The sequence below is a fragment of the uncultured Tenacibaculum sp. genome (assembly GCF_947498805.1).
Taxonomy (GTDB): domain Bacteria; phylum Bacteroidota; class Bacteroidia; order Flavobacteriales; family Flavobacteriaceae; genus Polaribacter.
The window spans coordinates 20,710-34,098 of the sequence record NZ_CANMLT010000003.1 but is presented as its reverse complement, the minus strand read 5'-3'; the positions used below and the strand labels follow the sequence as shown (position 1 = coordinate 34,098).

The following is a 13,389-nucleotide window of genomic DNA, read 5'->3' as shown; positions in this document are numbered from 1 at the left end:
GTTGGGGTAAAAATAAGGATATTATTTTGATAGTAACACCGAAACGGCATTTCCTCCAAATCCTACAGCGTTTACTAATATTTTTTTAATTTGTTTTGGATGTTTTTGCTTGTCTGCAAAAGGAACTTCAATAACTTTTTGATGCTGTAACATCAATACTGCTAACTCCAAACTTAAAAGTCCGGAAGCTCCAAAAGTATGTCCTAATTTCCATTTGTTGGTGGTTAAAAAAGGAACTTTATCGTTAAATACTTTTTTAATTGCATTTACTTCAGAAAGATCTCCTTTAATGGTTCCAGGAGCATGCATTACGATTGCATCTACCTCATCAAGACTTATATTTTGCAAGGCCATTTTCATCGATTTCTGAAAACAATCTGCATTGGTAGATACTGAAGTATTGTGTTCAAGTACTTCGGTTGCATACCCTATTCCTTCAATAGTGGCTAAAGCATTTTCTTTTACTCCACTTTCTAAACAGAAAGTGGTAGCACCTTCTCCCAACACCATGGTGTTTTTTTTCTTTGTTAAATCTAAAGCTTTACAAGGAACATCTCCATTATCGTTAGAATATACCTTTAAAGCTTGCATTTGAGCAATCGTAAAATCGGTTAATGAAGCTTCACTTGCACCAACAAGAAATTTATTGGTTAATCCAGATTGAAGCCAAGCAACACCATTTAATAAAGAATGTAAACCTGTAGAACAAGTTATAGAATGCGAAATTTCTGGACCATTGCTTTGTAAGTCATGGGCAATCCAAGATGAAATATTTCCTAAAGTGGTTGTAGGTGAACTTAAGGTAGATGATACCCCTTTGTTTAAAAACTCTTTGTGGTATTTTTCAAATAAAGAAGTGGCACCACGAGAAGAACCGATATTAATTCCGAAGTTATCTTTTGAATTCCAACCAGCCTCTTGAACTGCTTTACGAGCTACAAACAGTGTGTAAAGAACAGTTTCATCTAGGTTTTTATATTTATTATCTGAAACTCTAATTTCTTCAATCTTTTTTTGATCTTCTGAAGAAAGTTGAGCTACCCAAGCATTATTCTTTTTAGATAAAAAGTGTTGCGGGAGTAAGTAATTACTCCAAATATTTTTTGAATCACTTCCTAAAGCAGAAATAGATGCAAATGATGTTATTGAAATAGGTTTGTTCAACTCAATAAAATTTTGGCAAAAATAAGAGTTCTCAAGGGATTCGTAAGAAAATAAATTGGTTATCTTGTGAATAAAAAATTATGAGCGAACAACATCAAAAAAGTTGGTTTAGTAGAAACTGGTTATGGTTTATTCCTGTAACTGGTTGTTTAGGGATTATTTTACTCTTTGTATTTGGTATTGGAGCAGCAATTTTTGGTGTTTCAAAGATGATCACAAATTCAACTCCAATAGAGTATGCAATGAAGAAAGCTACGGAAAATGAATATGTTATTGAAAATTTAGGAAATGATATTGAAAAATATGGTATTCCATCAGGAAATATATCATTAAAGAATAATGATGGTGAGGTTGATTTTTCAATTCCGATTCGAGGAGAGAAAGGAGAGGGTACCTTAGTCGTAAGAGGAATTAAAACAGATGGTGTTTGGACTTATGAAGATTTATATGTTCGTATAAAGGAAACACAAGAAGAAATTAATTTACTGCAAAATGAAAAGCTTCCAGAAGCTATCTAGTTAATTGCGAATTATGAATTTAACGATTCATAATTCACAATTCATAATTTTATAATTGGTTTAGTACCTTTTCAATAGTTGTATATAACTTGTTTAATTGTGCTTCTGTAATAACGTATGGTGGTTGAATGTAGATAGTATTTCCTAAAGGACGTAAGAAAACTCCCTCATCCATAAAAGATTTTAAAAGTTGATCTCTTAAACTTCCATATCTACTAGCATTTGTTTTTAAATCAATTGCCAAAATTACTCCTTTAGAACGTACTTCGGTTACTTTAGCATGGTTCTCAATACTCTTAGCAAAATTGATATGAGCATTCGAAATCCATTGGATGTTTTGTTGGATTTCTTCAGATTGTAATAATTCGATGCTCGCTAATGCTGCACGACAAGCAATAGGATTTGCAGAATAGGTATGACAATGGAAAAATCCTTTTGCAATATCCGAACTTAAGAAAGCTGTGTAAATTTCTTCAGTACATGAAGTAATTGCCATTGGAACTAATCCTGCAGTTAAGGCTTTACTCAAACAAATAATATCGGGTTTAGTGTCGATTTCATTAGAAGCAAAGTCATTTCCTGTTTTACCAAAACCAGTCATTACTTCATCAGCAATGGTTAAGATATCGTTCTCCTTACAGAATTGTAAAATAACATTTAGATCTTCAGCTTTATGAATTTTCATTCCTGCTGCTCCTTGTATCAAGGGTTCGTATATAAATCCAGCTATTTTTTGTTGAGAAGTAATTTCTTTGATTTGTTTTAAAATAGCTTGGTTGTTTTCTCCATTAGGAACAGGAATTCTTTCTACATGCATTAAAAAATCTTCAAACGGACCGTTGTAAACAGAAAGTCCAGAAACAGACATGGCACCAAAAGTATCTCCATGAAATCCATTTTCTAAAGCAATGAATAAATTTCTTTTTTCACCTCTGTTAAAATGGTATTGTAAGGCCATTTTAATTCCTGCTTCTACAGCAGTTGAACCATTATCATTAAAAAAGATCCTGTTTTGGTTCTTCGGAAGAATTTTAATGAGTTCTTCTGATAGTTTTACAGCAGGCTCATGCGTAAAATCGCTAAACATTATTTGATCTAATGTTTGCATTTGATTTGAAACCTGACTGGTAATATAATCATTACAATGCCCAAACATACAAGTATACCAAGAAGAAATAGCATCGATATATTCATTGCCATTTTCATCAGTAAGTATACATCCTTTTGCTTTTACAATACCTAAACTATTAGGGTGCGTTTGGTGCTGCTTTAAAGGATGCCACAAGTGTTTTTTATCTCGTTGTTGTAAACTCATAATTTCTCTTTTACGTCATGCTGAACTTGTTTCAGCATCTCATCAAATTAGTATTTTAACGTACTTAATGTTGGATTAATTTCTCTAATAAGATTTATTTTCCATTCTTTACGCCAATTTTTTAACTGTTTTTCTCGTGCAATAGCTTGATTAATGTCTGAGAATTCTTCAAAATAAACAAGAGCTACTACATTGTATTTTTTAGTGAACTTAGAAGCAGTTCCATTATGATGTTCAAATAACCTTTTAGAAAGATTTGATGTAACACCAATATAAAAAGTTGTTCTGTACTTATTGGTTAATATATAAACAAAACTTCTTTTCATAATATTATGGGACCCTGAAACGAGTTCAGGGTGACGTTATAATTTGTCTTTAAAAAGGTTGGCATACTCTTTAATTACGTTTTTATCAAAATATGGTTCTTCATCAATGCGTCCAATAATAGGAACATTGGTCATCTTTTTAATAATGCTTTCGGTGGTAGGGTGTTCGTTTCCTGAGAAGAGAATTGACACGTCAAAACCTCTTTCTTTTAAATAGTTCACCGTTAATAAAGTATGATTGATACTTCCTAAATAATGGCGAGAAACCACAATGATTTTATACTCTGACTTAAGAATATCTAACAAAGTATTCTCATCGTTTAACGGAACTAACAATCCTCCAGCACCTTCAATTACCAAGTTGTTTTTTGTAGAAGGTTCTATTATTTTAGTAATATCAATAGTAACCCCATCAATTTCTGCAGATGCATGCGGACTCATTGGTGTTTGTAATCCATATGCATTTGGATGAAAAACAGTTTTTTGATTAGAAATTAATTTTTCAACTTTATGAGTATCTGAATATGCTAAATCGCCAGATTGGATAGGTTTCCAATAATCAGCTTCTAAGGCCTCTGTTATAATGGCAGAAGCAACTGTTTTACCTACTTCTGTTGAAATTCCTGTGATAAAATATTTTTTCATTTAAAGATTGTTTTACAATCATTACATATTAATTTTCTACTTTCAAAAAAAGGAAATAGCATGTAGAAAAAGTTTTTTCGCTGAGGAGGTGCTACCAAAATTTTAGTTGAGTTACATTCTATACAATGAATATCACTACCGTTGGATGTTTTCTCATAAGTTCTTACTTCGTTATAAACATCTAAAGCAGCATTTAAATCATCGTTATGAACTAGTAATTTTACTCCACCAATAGCTTGACTTAATAAAGGGTCAGTGTCAATAGTTTTTTCATCCATTAACATTGTTTGAAATCCCTCTGAATCTAATTTAGATTTTATTACTTGAGCTTCGGTTGAGTATTCAAAAACTTCTAAAACTGTATAATCATCTCTCATGGCTACTTCTTTTTAAAGAACAAAAGTAGCAAGTTGTTCTAAAACATTTGTAATTTCTTCTTTAGAATTATAGGAATGTAAACAAAAGCGTAAACGTTCTTGATTTTTAGGAACTGTTGGAGAAAGAATAGGTTTTACATGAAACCCATTTTTTTGTAATTGAGAGGCTATCTCTTTTACTTTTTCATTTCCTGAAATGATACAACAATGAATTGCAGAATCACTTTCGATAAAATTTAAGTTTAATCGTTGTGTTTCTTTTTTAAAGAATAGGATATTCTCCGTTAACTGAAATTGTAATTCTTTTCCTTTTTTACTCTTTAAATAAGTATATGCAGTTTGTATAGTTGCTAATGCATGAGGTGAAAGTCCTGTGGTGTAAATAAAACTTCTCGCAAAATTTACTAAGTAGTTAATAAGATCCTTACCTCCTAAAATAGCAGCTCCATGACAGCCTAAGCCTTTTCCAAAAGTTATAATTCGAGCAAAGACATCATTCACAAGATTAAGTTCTTGTACTAATCCGTCTGAAAAGACTCCTAAAGCATGTGCTTCATCTATAATAAAATAAGCTTGAGTGGTATTACAAAGTTTAGCCATTGATACTAAGTCTGGAGTATCACCATCCATAGAGAAAACAGATTCTGTAACTACAAATACAGAGGAGTTTTCTTGTTGGAAACGTAGTAACATTTCTTCGAGATGTTCTATGTTATTATGCTTAAACTTATAGGATTTTGCATTGGAAAGTTGAATTCCATCTCGAATAGAAGCATGGATAAATTCATCATATAAAATAACATCTCCACGTTGCGGTACAGAGGAGAAAAAACCTAGGTTGGCATCATAACCAGAATTAAAAATCAAAGAAGCTTCAGTAGCATGGACTGCATTTAATTGCTCTTCAACGATGGTATACATAGAATGATTTCCAGAAAGTAATCTTGAACCAGTAGCTCCGTTAGTTTTGATTTTGTTTTTAGTTAAAAACTCATGTGTTTTTTCAAAAATAGCTTCAGAACTTGCAAAGCCAATGTAATCATTGGAAGAAAAGTCAGTTATAGTATGCTGATCTCCCAATTTTCTATATGCATTTTGAGCAATTCGATTGTCTAATTTTTGTTGGAGCTTTATAGGTAAATCCATTCTCTTTACTTGTAAGAGCAAAAATAGTAAGATTAGAAGTTTTTTTTCTAACAATATTCATATTCGTCATTTCGAGGAAATTTATGACCAAAATGATTTATTTATTTTGAAGTTTGCTCATGTGTTGAGTTTGATTGCTCCACAGGACTTTATTTTACACATGATGGTGATGTATTTTTCTTCACCGTGTTTTTCCTGAAAATTCTTGGCACGTAGGTGTAACCCCTTAATTTACTTAGAAAACAGTAAAACCGCCTTTTAAGTTATTTAATTTTAAAATCTAAACCACGGGGTTTTTCCCCTTTTCTAAAATCTATTTTTCCTAAAGCAACAGAAGAAAAATCAGTTATTTAAATGGAGTTTTTAAATGGGATTAGAAACACTTCGAGTATCTAATTTTACAATGCTTTTAGTTAAACCGTTAAAAGCAACTAACAACTAACCAAACTCACTTAGTATAATGATTTACGAGATGCTACAAATTCTTGTGGAAGAATTGAACGTTTATCTTGATGAAAATGCCGTTGGATTAGCCAATATTGCAGAAGCTAATGCAGAAGGAACACCTCAAGGAAATTTTCCAGATATTCCTTTGTCTTTAATTAATATTCAAGAAGAATTTGCCTTAAAAAACACCCGTAATAATTACGTTAATGGAACTTCGGTTACGTATAAAAATCCAAAAGTATTTTTAAATCTATTTATACTTTTTAGCCTAAACAAATCTACCTACACAGAATCTTTAAAAAGTTTAACAAAGATTATTGCTTTTTTTCAAGGAAAGAAAGTATTCACACAAGCAAATTCCAATTATGAAAATGTAGATGGAGTTGAAAATATTAAAAGTTTCAAATTCATTGTAGAACTATATACACCCACTTTTGAAGAACTCAATTTTATCTGGGGAACATTAGGTGGAAAACAAGCTCCTTCAGTCTTATACAAACTCACTTTATTAGAAATAGAGAGAGATGTAATTACCAAAGAAGGATCAGTAGTTTCAGAAGTAAGTAAAAATACATTAATCGATAACTAAAATGGTATACAAAACACTTTTCAATCTAAATGTATTACATGCTTATTTTCTTGATAAAGGAGAAGAGAAATACCATGCAGCAAATGCAAATGATGAGTTGTCTGAAGAAGATAAGAGAGAAACAGAGAGAAACTATAACATTGCTCACTTCTTAGAAATTGTTCCGAATGTACTTACTAAAAAGCTGGTGAAAAACTATCGATTGTTAATACGAAATCACTTAAAAGGAATTCGAGTTTTAACTAGTTCGTTAAGAGTAAATAGTAAAGAAGGAAATACAGAAGTAGAACGATTTCACCCGATAATCAACTTATCAGATGATTTAGTATTGACCTTTTACATCCGTATAGCAGATAGTTATTTTGAAAATTATACAGATGTAATTGAGAAGAATTCACCTCAACTATATTATCTGTCAAACAATGCTACATCGATTACCAATGTTTTTGATGCAAATGGTTCAATTGAAACATGGGATTCGTTTTTACTCACAGAAAAAGAATCAAGACGCTTGGTATACGACTTAGAAAAAGAATATCAAGATCAAGCACAAACACCTAAAAGAGTTAGTATAGCCAATATAGAGGCTAGTGTTATAGATACTATTGAAAATAAGATAGAGAATGCACTGCCTTTAGATGATGAAGAAACAGAGATTTTAGAAAGTTTAAATCAATCGATAGCGAGTGTTAAAAACAATAAAATTATTGGAGTTGTACAATTGAAGATTTCAGGAGATAACAATACAAACTTCACAGAAGATGTTGCAACTGAAGATGAAGAAACTGGAAACTTTGACTTAATGAAACAGTGTTTATTAAAAGACACGATAGACTTTCAAATTTATATAGAAAACAAGAAAACATTTTGGCGCTATAATCAGCCATCAGAAAATACCATCATGGTTACCAATCAAAAACAACCTTTAACACAAAATGGAAAGGTAGAGATTGGTAAAACCGATGTATCTCCCCAACCGCAAGGAACCATATTCTTCCCCAATCCTAGTGTAGAAAGTATTACCAAAGAACAACAGAACTATTATTCAGAAATATTCATATAACAAAAATTAAAATTAATAATTATGTCAGCTTACAAAACACCAGGAGTTTACGTAGAAGAAATTGTAAAGTTTCCGCCTTCGGTAGCTCAAGTAGAAACGGCAATTCCAGCATTTATTGGATATACCGAAAAAGCGAAGAAAAAAGAAAATGACGATTTAGTATTGAAGCCTATGAGAATTACTTCAATGTTAGAGTACGAAGAATTTTTTGGTTTTTCAGAAAAAGAAACAAGTATTCAAGTCAATGTAACTAATCCAAATAGTGCAAATGAAGAAATCATTGTTGGGCAACCAAACACACCATCACCATTTAAGATGTACTATAATATGCAAATGTATTTTGCCAATGGAGGAGGACCATGTTATATTACTTCAGTAGGAACGTACACGTCAGCAAGAACTAATAATAACAACGATCCTGTTATTTTACAAGAAGTTGCTAATAATGGCTTCAACGGATTAAAAGAAGGGTTAGATGCAGTTGAGTTAGTAGATGAAGTTACGCTAATTGTTTTTCCAGATGCAACTTCATTAATTTCAGATGCAGACTTTTATAGCTTATACGGATTGGCATTGACTCAATGTAATAAATTACAAGACCGTTTTACCATTATTGATACTTATAGAGATGCAGAGTATAATGATGGAGTAGATGATGTAGATCCAGTAGAGGCGTTAAGAAGTAAACTTTCTTTAGGAAAAGATTACTTAAAATACGGAGCTGCATACTTCCCATATTTAAATACCATTATTGATTTCTCATATGACGAGTCTAAAATAGATATAAATGGATTAGAAGAAAGCTTATCTGTAAAAGCAGCCGGAGCAATTGATGGTATCGATTTAGCAAAACTAGAAGAGTTGTTAGCAACAATCGTAGCTGCAGAAGACAATATTGACAATGCAGCAGACAATGATACAGCCTTAGGTTTTAAAAATGATGCTATTGCAAGTGTACGAAATATCATAGAGTATTTAGAAGCAATTACCAATGAAATTAATGATTTGATTGACGATTCTGAAGCTTCAGGTGAAGTAGGTTTAAATGCAACAACTACTGCTTTGAATGCATGGATGGATGGAAATTTGGAAGCAACTTTAGCCGATTTGCATTCGAGATTGTTCAAACTTCAGCAAGATGATACCAAAACGAAATTGACCAACACTTTTAATGTTACAACACCAAACGTTTTCGGATTGTTAGGAATTGTAGATATGGTAGACATGACCAATAACGGAGTGTATACTGATTTAGATGGGCAAAAAACAGCAGATGAATTATTCGCTTTAAAAGGAGCAATTGATGGATTAGGAGGCGTAACAAGCTTACCAACATTAGCAGATATTAAAGCAGACAATAATGCTTTATATAACAAAATTCGATCAGAGATTGGGTTGTTACCAGTAAAGTTAGCTCCTAGTGCAACTATGGCAGGAATTTATGCTCGTGTTGATTCTGATAGAGGAGTTTGGAAAGCACCAGCCAATGTAGGATTAAACTATGTATCGTCACCATCAATTCCAATTTCACATGAAGCACAACAAGGATTAAATGTAGATACCAAAGCAGGTAAATCTGTAAATGCTATCCGTGCTTTTGTAGGAAAAGGAAACTTAGTATGGGGAGCTAGAACCTTAGCAGGAAACGATAACGAATGGAGATATGTTTCAGTAAGACGCTTCTTTAACATGGCAGAAGAGTCAATTAAAAAAGCTACGGAGCAATTTGTTTTTGAACCAAATGATAAAAATACATGGGTTCGCGTAAAAGCAATGATTGATAACTTCTTAACGCAGCAATGGAGAGTAGGAGCCTTAGCTGGTCCAACACCAGACAAAGCATTTTATGTAAGTGTAGGATTAGGAGAAACCATGACAGCACAAGATATTTTAGAAGGAAATATGATCGTTGAAATTGGAATGGCGGTAGTACGTCCGGCAGAGTTTATCATACTTAAGTTCTCTCACAAAATGCAAGAGGCATAATTAACTAACCAAACAAGAATTAAAAATTAGAAAATCATGGCACAATTATATCCACTTCCAAAGTTTTCCTTTGAAGTAACCTTTGGAGATACCAAGTTTAACTGTACAGAAGTATCAGGATTAACTTTTGAAAATAAGATGATAGAGTATCGTGGAGGAGCAGATAGCGAATACCATAAGAGTAAACAACCGGGGTTATTCGAATATCCTAACATCACGGTAAAGCGCGGAACTTTTGTAGATAAAAGCAAGCAATTTTATGAGCAGTGGGCTAAAACTGTTTATTTCCAAGAAGGAGGAGAGCAGTTTAGAGGAGACCTAACCATAAGTTTATTAGATGAAAACGGAGCGCCAGCAGTAACGTGGAAAGCGCAAGATGCCTATGTTACTAAAGTAACTCCAACCGATTTAAAAGCAGATGGAAATGAGATTGCTATTGAAACGGCAGAATTCGTTCATCAAAAATTAACAATGATAAGCTAATGGAAAGTTACTATCCACCCGTAGGATTTCATTTTAAGGTAGAATTTCAAGGAATTTCTACTAAAGACAAAGATGTGTCATTTCAATCTGTTTCAGGTCTATCAGTAGATCTTGAAACAGAAGAAATCACTGAGGGTGGAGAAAACAGATTCAAGCATAAGATTCCGGTACGATCTAAGTTTCCAAACTTGGTTTTAAAAAGAGGAATGCTCATAGATTCAGAATTGATAAAATGGTGTAAAAAAGCATTGGAGAATTTTGAGATTAAACCAGTAGATATTACGGTGAAATTACTCGGAGAAGACCATCAACCGTTGCAAACTTGGAACATTGTAAAAGCATATCCAGTGAAATGGAATGTGGGGGATTTGAATGCTGAAGAAAGTAAACTAGTGATAGAAACCTTAGAGTTAACCTATAATTATTTTAAAGTCGCCTAAAATGCCAATTACCATCAAAGAATTACACATTAAAATTAATGTAGACGAAAAAGCAGAACCACAAGGGCAACCAAGTGGAGCAAAAAGCGATAATACAGCGGCAATTGTAGCTGCTTGTGTAGAAGAGGTAATGGATATTCTTGAAAGACAAAAAGAACGATAATGAGTCAAGGAGAATTAAAAAAACTGGTTATAAAAGCCTATACAGACGAAAAGTTTAATGACGAAGTAGCCGATGGAGAGTTTACCACACTGGTAAACCCTGAAAAATATATGGTTGCTTATAAACCAGAGTATTCAGAGCAGCAAGGACAAGGAACAAGTGCTACACAGCCAAAGTTTACAAGAATTGCACCGCAAGAACTTGACCTCGATTTATTGTTTGATAGTTCAGGAGTAATCGATGGAGAACCAAATTATAAAGATGGTATCATTGATAAAATAGAAGCTTTTAAAAGAATTGTTTTTGATTATAGCGGAGAAGAGCACAAACCATACTATTTAATGATTAAATGGGGTGCATTACTTTTCAAAGGATCATTAGTAGACTTAGCCATAGAATATCGATTGTTTGCACCCGATGGAACACCATTGAGAGCCAATGCTAAACTAAAGGTCAAAGGAACCATTGATGATGATCTTCGTGTAGCAAGAGAAAACAATCAATCGCCAGATTTAACCCATTATCGAAAGGTAAAAGCAGGAGATACATTACCACTAATGTGTCACCGTATTTATGGCGATTCGAAATACTATTTGGAAGTAGCAAGAGTCAATAAGATTGCACAATTCAGAAAATTACAACCAGGACAGGAATTATTTTTTCCACCATTACAAAAGTTTGCCTAAATGAATAATACAGGAGTCATACAAACTTCTAAAAGTGCCGATTTAATCACTTTTAAAGTCCTAATAGAAGGAGAAGAGTTATCAAAACTTTATGAGGTAAAAAGTATTACCGTTTCTAAAGAAACCAACAAAATACCAACAGCTCAAATAGTATTGATAGACGGTGATCCTTCAGCAAGAGATTTTAAACTAAGCAATGAAGAATTACTAATTCCAGGAAAGGAAATAGAAATTACTGCTGGGTATCATTCAGATGAGGAAATCATTTTTAAAGGAATTGTAATCAAGCATAACTTAAGAATTAGAGCAAATACATCGCAACTAATCGTAGAGTGTAAAGATGAAGCCGTAAAAATGACCGTTGGTAGAAAAAGTAAGTACTATTACGAAAGTACCGACAGCGACATTTTTGAGGAAATTATTGGAACATATGGCTTGTCAAGCGATGTAGAAAGTACAAACCACAGTCATCCAGAATTAGTGCAATACAATGCTTCAGATTGGGATTTCTTAGTCTCAAGAGCTCAGGCTAATGGGAAACTTTGTTTTGTTGATGATGGAACTATCACAATTGCAAAACCAGATGTAGGTCAATCGGAAGTTGAAACAGTAACCTTTGGAAGTTCACTACTTGATTTTGATGCAGAAATTGATGCACGCCATCAGGTACAAAAAGTAGCTGCCTATGGATGGAATCATGCCGATCAAGAACTGGTTGAGGTAGAAGGGCAAGATCCTAGCGTGAGTCTTAATGGAAATTTATCTGCAAGTGATTTAAACGAAGTAATCGGACTAGAAAATTTAGAACTACGTCATGGTGGAGCAGTTACCGATACAGAACTCCAGGATTGGGCAGATGCCAAATGGTTATTTCAGCAATTAGCAAAAGTACGAGGAAGAGCAAAATTTCAAGGAATTCCTTCAGTAAAACCAAATACAATTCTAAAACTAGAAGGAGTTGGAGATCGTTTTAGCGGGAATATATATGTAACAGGAGTTCAACATGTAATTTCGGAAGGAAACTGGGTATGCAATGCGCAATTTGGATTGAGTACCGAATGGTTTTCAGAAACTTTTGAAATATCTGCAAAACCCGCTTCAGGATTATTACCAGCCATTCAAGGACTACAAGTAGGGATCGTATCTCAACTGGAGGAAGATCCAGATGGAGAAGATAGAATTCTTGTGCAAATTCCAATAATCAATAATGAAGAAGAAGGAATTTGGTGTAGAGTGGCATCACCAGATGCAGGAGAGAATAGAGGAATTTTCTTTCGTCCAGAATTAGGAGATGAGGTAATCGTAGGGTTCATTAATCAAGACCCTAATGATGCCATTGTTTTAGGAATGTTGCATAGTAGTGCCAAACCATCACCAATCACGGCAGCAGATGACAATCACGAAAAAGGAATCATAACCAGAAGTGAAATGAAAGTTCTGTTTGATGATGATAAGAAAATCATCACCATAGAAACACCTGCAGGGAAAGTAATTTCACTAGACGAAGATGAAGGAGCTATTACTATTGAAGATGACAATTCAAATGTAGTTACCATTAATAGTGATGGTATTTCGATGGAAAGTGCAGGCGATATTTCTATAAAAGCATCGGGAGATGTGAATATAGAAGGAACCAATGTAAGCATTGCTGCCAATGCCGAATTCAAAGCAGAAGGAAGTGCTGGAGCAGAAGTATCTACGAGTGCTATAGCAGTATTAAAAGGATCATTAGTACAAATAAATTAAAGAAATGGGACAACCAGCAGCAAGAGTAACAGACATGCATGTATGTCCAATGGTAACAGGAGTAGTACCTCATGTAGGAGGTCCAATTTTACCAGCCGGAGAACCTACAGTATTAATAGGAGGAATGCCAGCTGCAAGAGTAGGAGATATGGCAACCTGTGTAGGTCCTCCAGACACCATTATAGCAGGTTCAGGTACTGTACTTATAGGAGGAATGCCAGCAGCAAGAATGGGAGATAGTACTTCTCATGGAGGAACCATTGTGTTAGGAGAGTTTACCGTATTAATAGGATAA

General features: G+C 33.6%; 16 protein-coding genes. 10 read left to right on the top strand and 6 right to left on the bottom strand.

Annotated features, from left to right (window positions below; all coding sequences use genetic code 11):
• Positions 1–21: 21 nt before the first annotated feature.
• Positions 22–1,164: a beta-ketoacyl synthase N-terminal-like domain-containing protein gene (locus tag Q0873_RS05820; RefSeq protein ID WP_299105023.1), complete on the bottom strand. Its 1,143-nt coding sequence runs from the start codon at positions 1,162–1,164 to the stop codon at positions 22–24.
• A gap of 80 nt (positions 1,165–1,244) precedes the next feature.
• On the opposite strand from Q0873_RS05820, the gene Q0873_RS05815 reads away from it, so the two are divergent.
• On the top strand, positions 1,245–1,682 hold the full coding sequence (locus Q0873_RS05815; RefSeq protein ID WP_299105021.1) for a cytochrome c oxidase assembly factor Coa1 family protein: 438 nt from the start codon (positions 1,245–1,247) through the stop codon (positions 1,680–1,682).
• 49 nt (positions 1,683–1,731) lie between these two features.
• Here Q0873_RS05815 and bioA read toward each other — a convergent pair whose 3' ends face one another.
• Genes bioA through Q0873_RS05790 form a run of 5 tightly spaced genes read right to left on the bottom strand, consistent with a single transcriptional unit; the run spans position 1,732 to position 5,491 of the window.
• On the bottom strand, positions 1,732–2,997 hold the full coding sequence (gene bioA, locus Q0873_RS05810) for an adenosylmethionine--8-amino-7-oxononanoate transaminase (RefSeq protein WP_299105019.1): 1,266 nt from the start codon (positions 2,995–2,997) through the stop codon (positions 1,732–1,734).
• 47 nt (positions 2,998–3,044) lie between these two features.
• Positions 3,045–3,323: a GIY-YIG nuclease family protein gene (locus tag Q0873_RS05805; RefSeq protein ID WP_299105017.1), complete on the bottom strand. Its 279-nt coding sequence runs from the start codon at positions 3,321–3,323 to the stop codon at positions 3,045–3,047.
• Between the two features lie 36 nt (positions 3,324–3,359).
• Positions 3,360–3,968: a dethiobiotin synthase gene (gene bioD / locus Q0873_RS05800; protein ID WP_299105015.1), complete on the bottom strand. Its 609-nt coding sequence runs from the start codon at positions 3,966–3,968 to the stop codon at positions 3,360–3,362.
• Positions 3,965–4,345, bottom strand: coding sequence for a DUF2007 domain-containing protein (locus Q0873_RS05795; protein WP_299105014.1), 381 nt, complete (start codon positions 4,343–4,345; stop codon positions 3,965–3,967). The genes bioD and Q0873_RS05795 overlap by 4 nt, the downstream gene beginning before the upstream one ends.
• Before the next feature lie 12 nt (positions 4,346–4,357).
• The gene (locus Q0873_RS05790) at positions 4,358–5,491 is read right to left on the bottom strand and encodes a pyridoxal phosphate-dependent aminotransferase family protein (RefSeq protein ID WP_299105011.1); all 1,134 of its coding nucleotides are present in this window, start codon (positions 5,489–5,491) and stop codon (positions 4,358–4,360) included.
• A gap of 472 nt (positions 5,492–5,963) precedes the next feature.
• On the opposite strand from Q0873_RS05790, the gene Q0873_RS05785 reads away from it, so the two are divergent.
• The 9 genes from Q0873_RS05785 to Q0873_RS05745 are packed head-to-tail and all read left to right on the top strand — an operon-like array spanning position 5,964 to position 13,389.
• Positions 5,964–6,527, top strand: a complete 564-nt coding sequence (locus tag Q0873_RS05785) for a DUF4255 domain-containing protein (protein ID WP_299105009.1) — start codon at positions 5,964–5,966, stop codon at positions 6,525–6,527.
• Position 6,528: 1 nt separating this feature from the next.
• A complete protein-coding gene (locus Q0873_RS05780; RefSeq protein ID WP_299105007.1) occupies positions 6,529–7,590 on the top strand; it encodes a hypothetical protein in 1,062 nt (353 codons plus the stop codon).
• A 21-nt stretch (positions 7,591–7,611) separates the two neighbouring features.
• Complete coding sequence (locus Q0873_RS05775) at positions 7,612–9,576, top strand: phage tail sheath C-terminal domain-containing protein (RefSeq protein ID WP_299105005.1); 1,965 nt, start codon at positions 7,612–7,614, stop codon at positions 9,574–9,576.
• A 36-nt stretch (positions 9,577–9,612) separates the two neighbouring features.
• Positions 9,613–10,059, top strand: a complete 447-nt coding sequence (locus Q0873_RS05770) for a phage tail protein (RefSeq protein WP_299105004.1) — start codon at positions 9,613–9,615, stop codon at positions 10,057–10,059.
• On the top strand, positions 10,059–10,499 hold the full coding sequence (locus Q0873_RS05765) for a phage tail protein (RefSeq protein WP_299105003.1): 441 nt from the start codon (positions 10,059–10,061) through the stop codon (positions 10,497–10,499). Before Q0873_RS05770 ends, Q0873_RS05765 begins: the two co-directional genes overlap by 1 nt.
• Position 10,500: 1 nt before the next feature.
• Positions 10,501–10,662, top strand: a complete 162-nt coding sequence (locus Q0873_RS05760; RefSeq protein ID WP_299105002.1) for a DUF5908 family protein — start codon at positions 10,501–10,503, stop codon at positions 10,660–10,662.
• The gene (locus Q0873_RS05755; RefSeq protein WP_299105000.1) at positions 10,662–11,348 is read left to right on the top strand and encodes a LysM peptidoglycan-binding domain-containing protein; all 687 of its coding nucleotides are present in this window, start codon (positions 10,662–10,664) and stop codon (positions 11,346–11,348) included. Before Q0873_RS05760 ends, Q0873_RS05755 begins: the two co-directional genes overlap by 1 nt.
• Complete coding sequence (gene vgrG, locus Q0873_RS05750; RefSeq protein WP_299104999.1) at positions 11,349–13,094, top strand: type VI secretion system tip protein VgrG; 1,746 nt, start codon at positions 11,349–11,351, stop codon at positions 13,092–13,094.
• Between the two features lie 4 nt (positions 13,095–13,098).
• A complete protein-coding gene (locus Q0873_RS05745; RefSeq protein WP_299104998.1) occupies positions 13,099–13,389 on the top strand; it encodes a PAAR domain-containing protein in 291 nt (96 codons plus the stop codon).

Coding starts and splice junctions, on each gene's coding strand:
- Q0873_RS05815 (WP_299105021.1), top strand. CDS start 1,245: ATGAGCGAACAACATCAAAAAAGTTGGTTTAGTAGAAACTGGTTATGG.
- bioA (WP_299105019.1), bottom strand. CDS start 2,997: ATGAGTTTACAACAACGAGATAAAAAACACTTGTGGCATCCTTTAAAG.
- Q0873_RS05805 (WP_299105017.1), bottom strand. CDS start 3,323: ATGAAAAGAAGTTTTGTTTATATATTAACCAATAAGTACAGAACAACT.
- bioD (WP_299105015.1), bottom strand. CDS start 3,968: ATGAAAAAATATTTTATCACAGGAATTTCAACAGAAGTAGGTAAAACA.
- Q0873_RS05795 (WP_299105014.1), bottom strand. CDS start 4,345: ATGAGAGATGATTATACAGTTTTAGAAGTTTTTGAATACTCAACCGAA.
- Q0873_RS05790 (WP_299105011.1), bottom strand. CDS start 5,491: ATGGATTTACCTATAAAGCTCCAACAAAAATTAGACAATCGAATTGCT.
- Q0873_RS05785 (WP_299105009.1), top strand. CDS start 5,964: ATGCTACAAATTCTTGTGGAAGAATTGAACGTTTATCTTGATGAAAAT.
- Q0873_RS05780 (WP_299105007.1), top strand. CDS start 6,529: ATGGTATACAAAACACTTTTCAATCTAAATGTATTACATGCTTATTTT.
- Q0873_RS05775 (WP_299105005.1), top strand. CDS start 7,612: ATGTCAGCTTACAAAACACCAGGAGTTTACGTAGAAGAAATTGTAAAG.
- Q0873_RS05770 (WP_299105004.1), top strand. CDS start 9,613: ATGGCACAATTATATCCACTTCCAAAGTTTTCCTTTGAAGTAACCTTT.
- Q0873_RS05765 (WP_299105003.1), top strand. CDS start 10,059: ATGGAAAGTTACTATCCACCCGTAGGATTTCATTTTAAGGTAGAATTT.
- Q0873_RS05760 (WP_299105002.1), top strand. CDS start 10,501: ATGCCAATTACCATCAAAGAATTACACATTAAAATTAATGTAGACGAA.
- Q0873_RS05755 (WP_299105000.1), top strand. CDS start 10,662: ATGAGTCAAGGAGAATTAAAAAAACTGGTTATAAAAGCCTATACAGAC.
- vgrG (WP_299104999.1), top strand. CDS start 11,349: ATGAATAATACAGGAGTCATACAAACTTCTAAAAGTGCCGATTTAATC.
- Q0873_RS05745 (WP_299104998.1), top strand. CDS start 13,099: ATGGGACAACCAGCAGCAAGAGTAACAGACATGCATGTATGTCCAATG.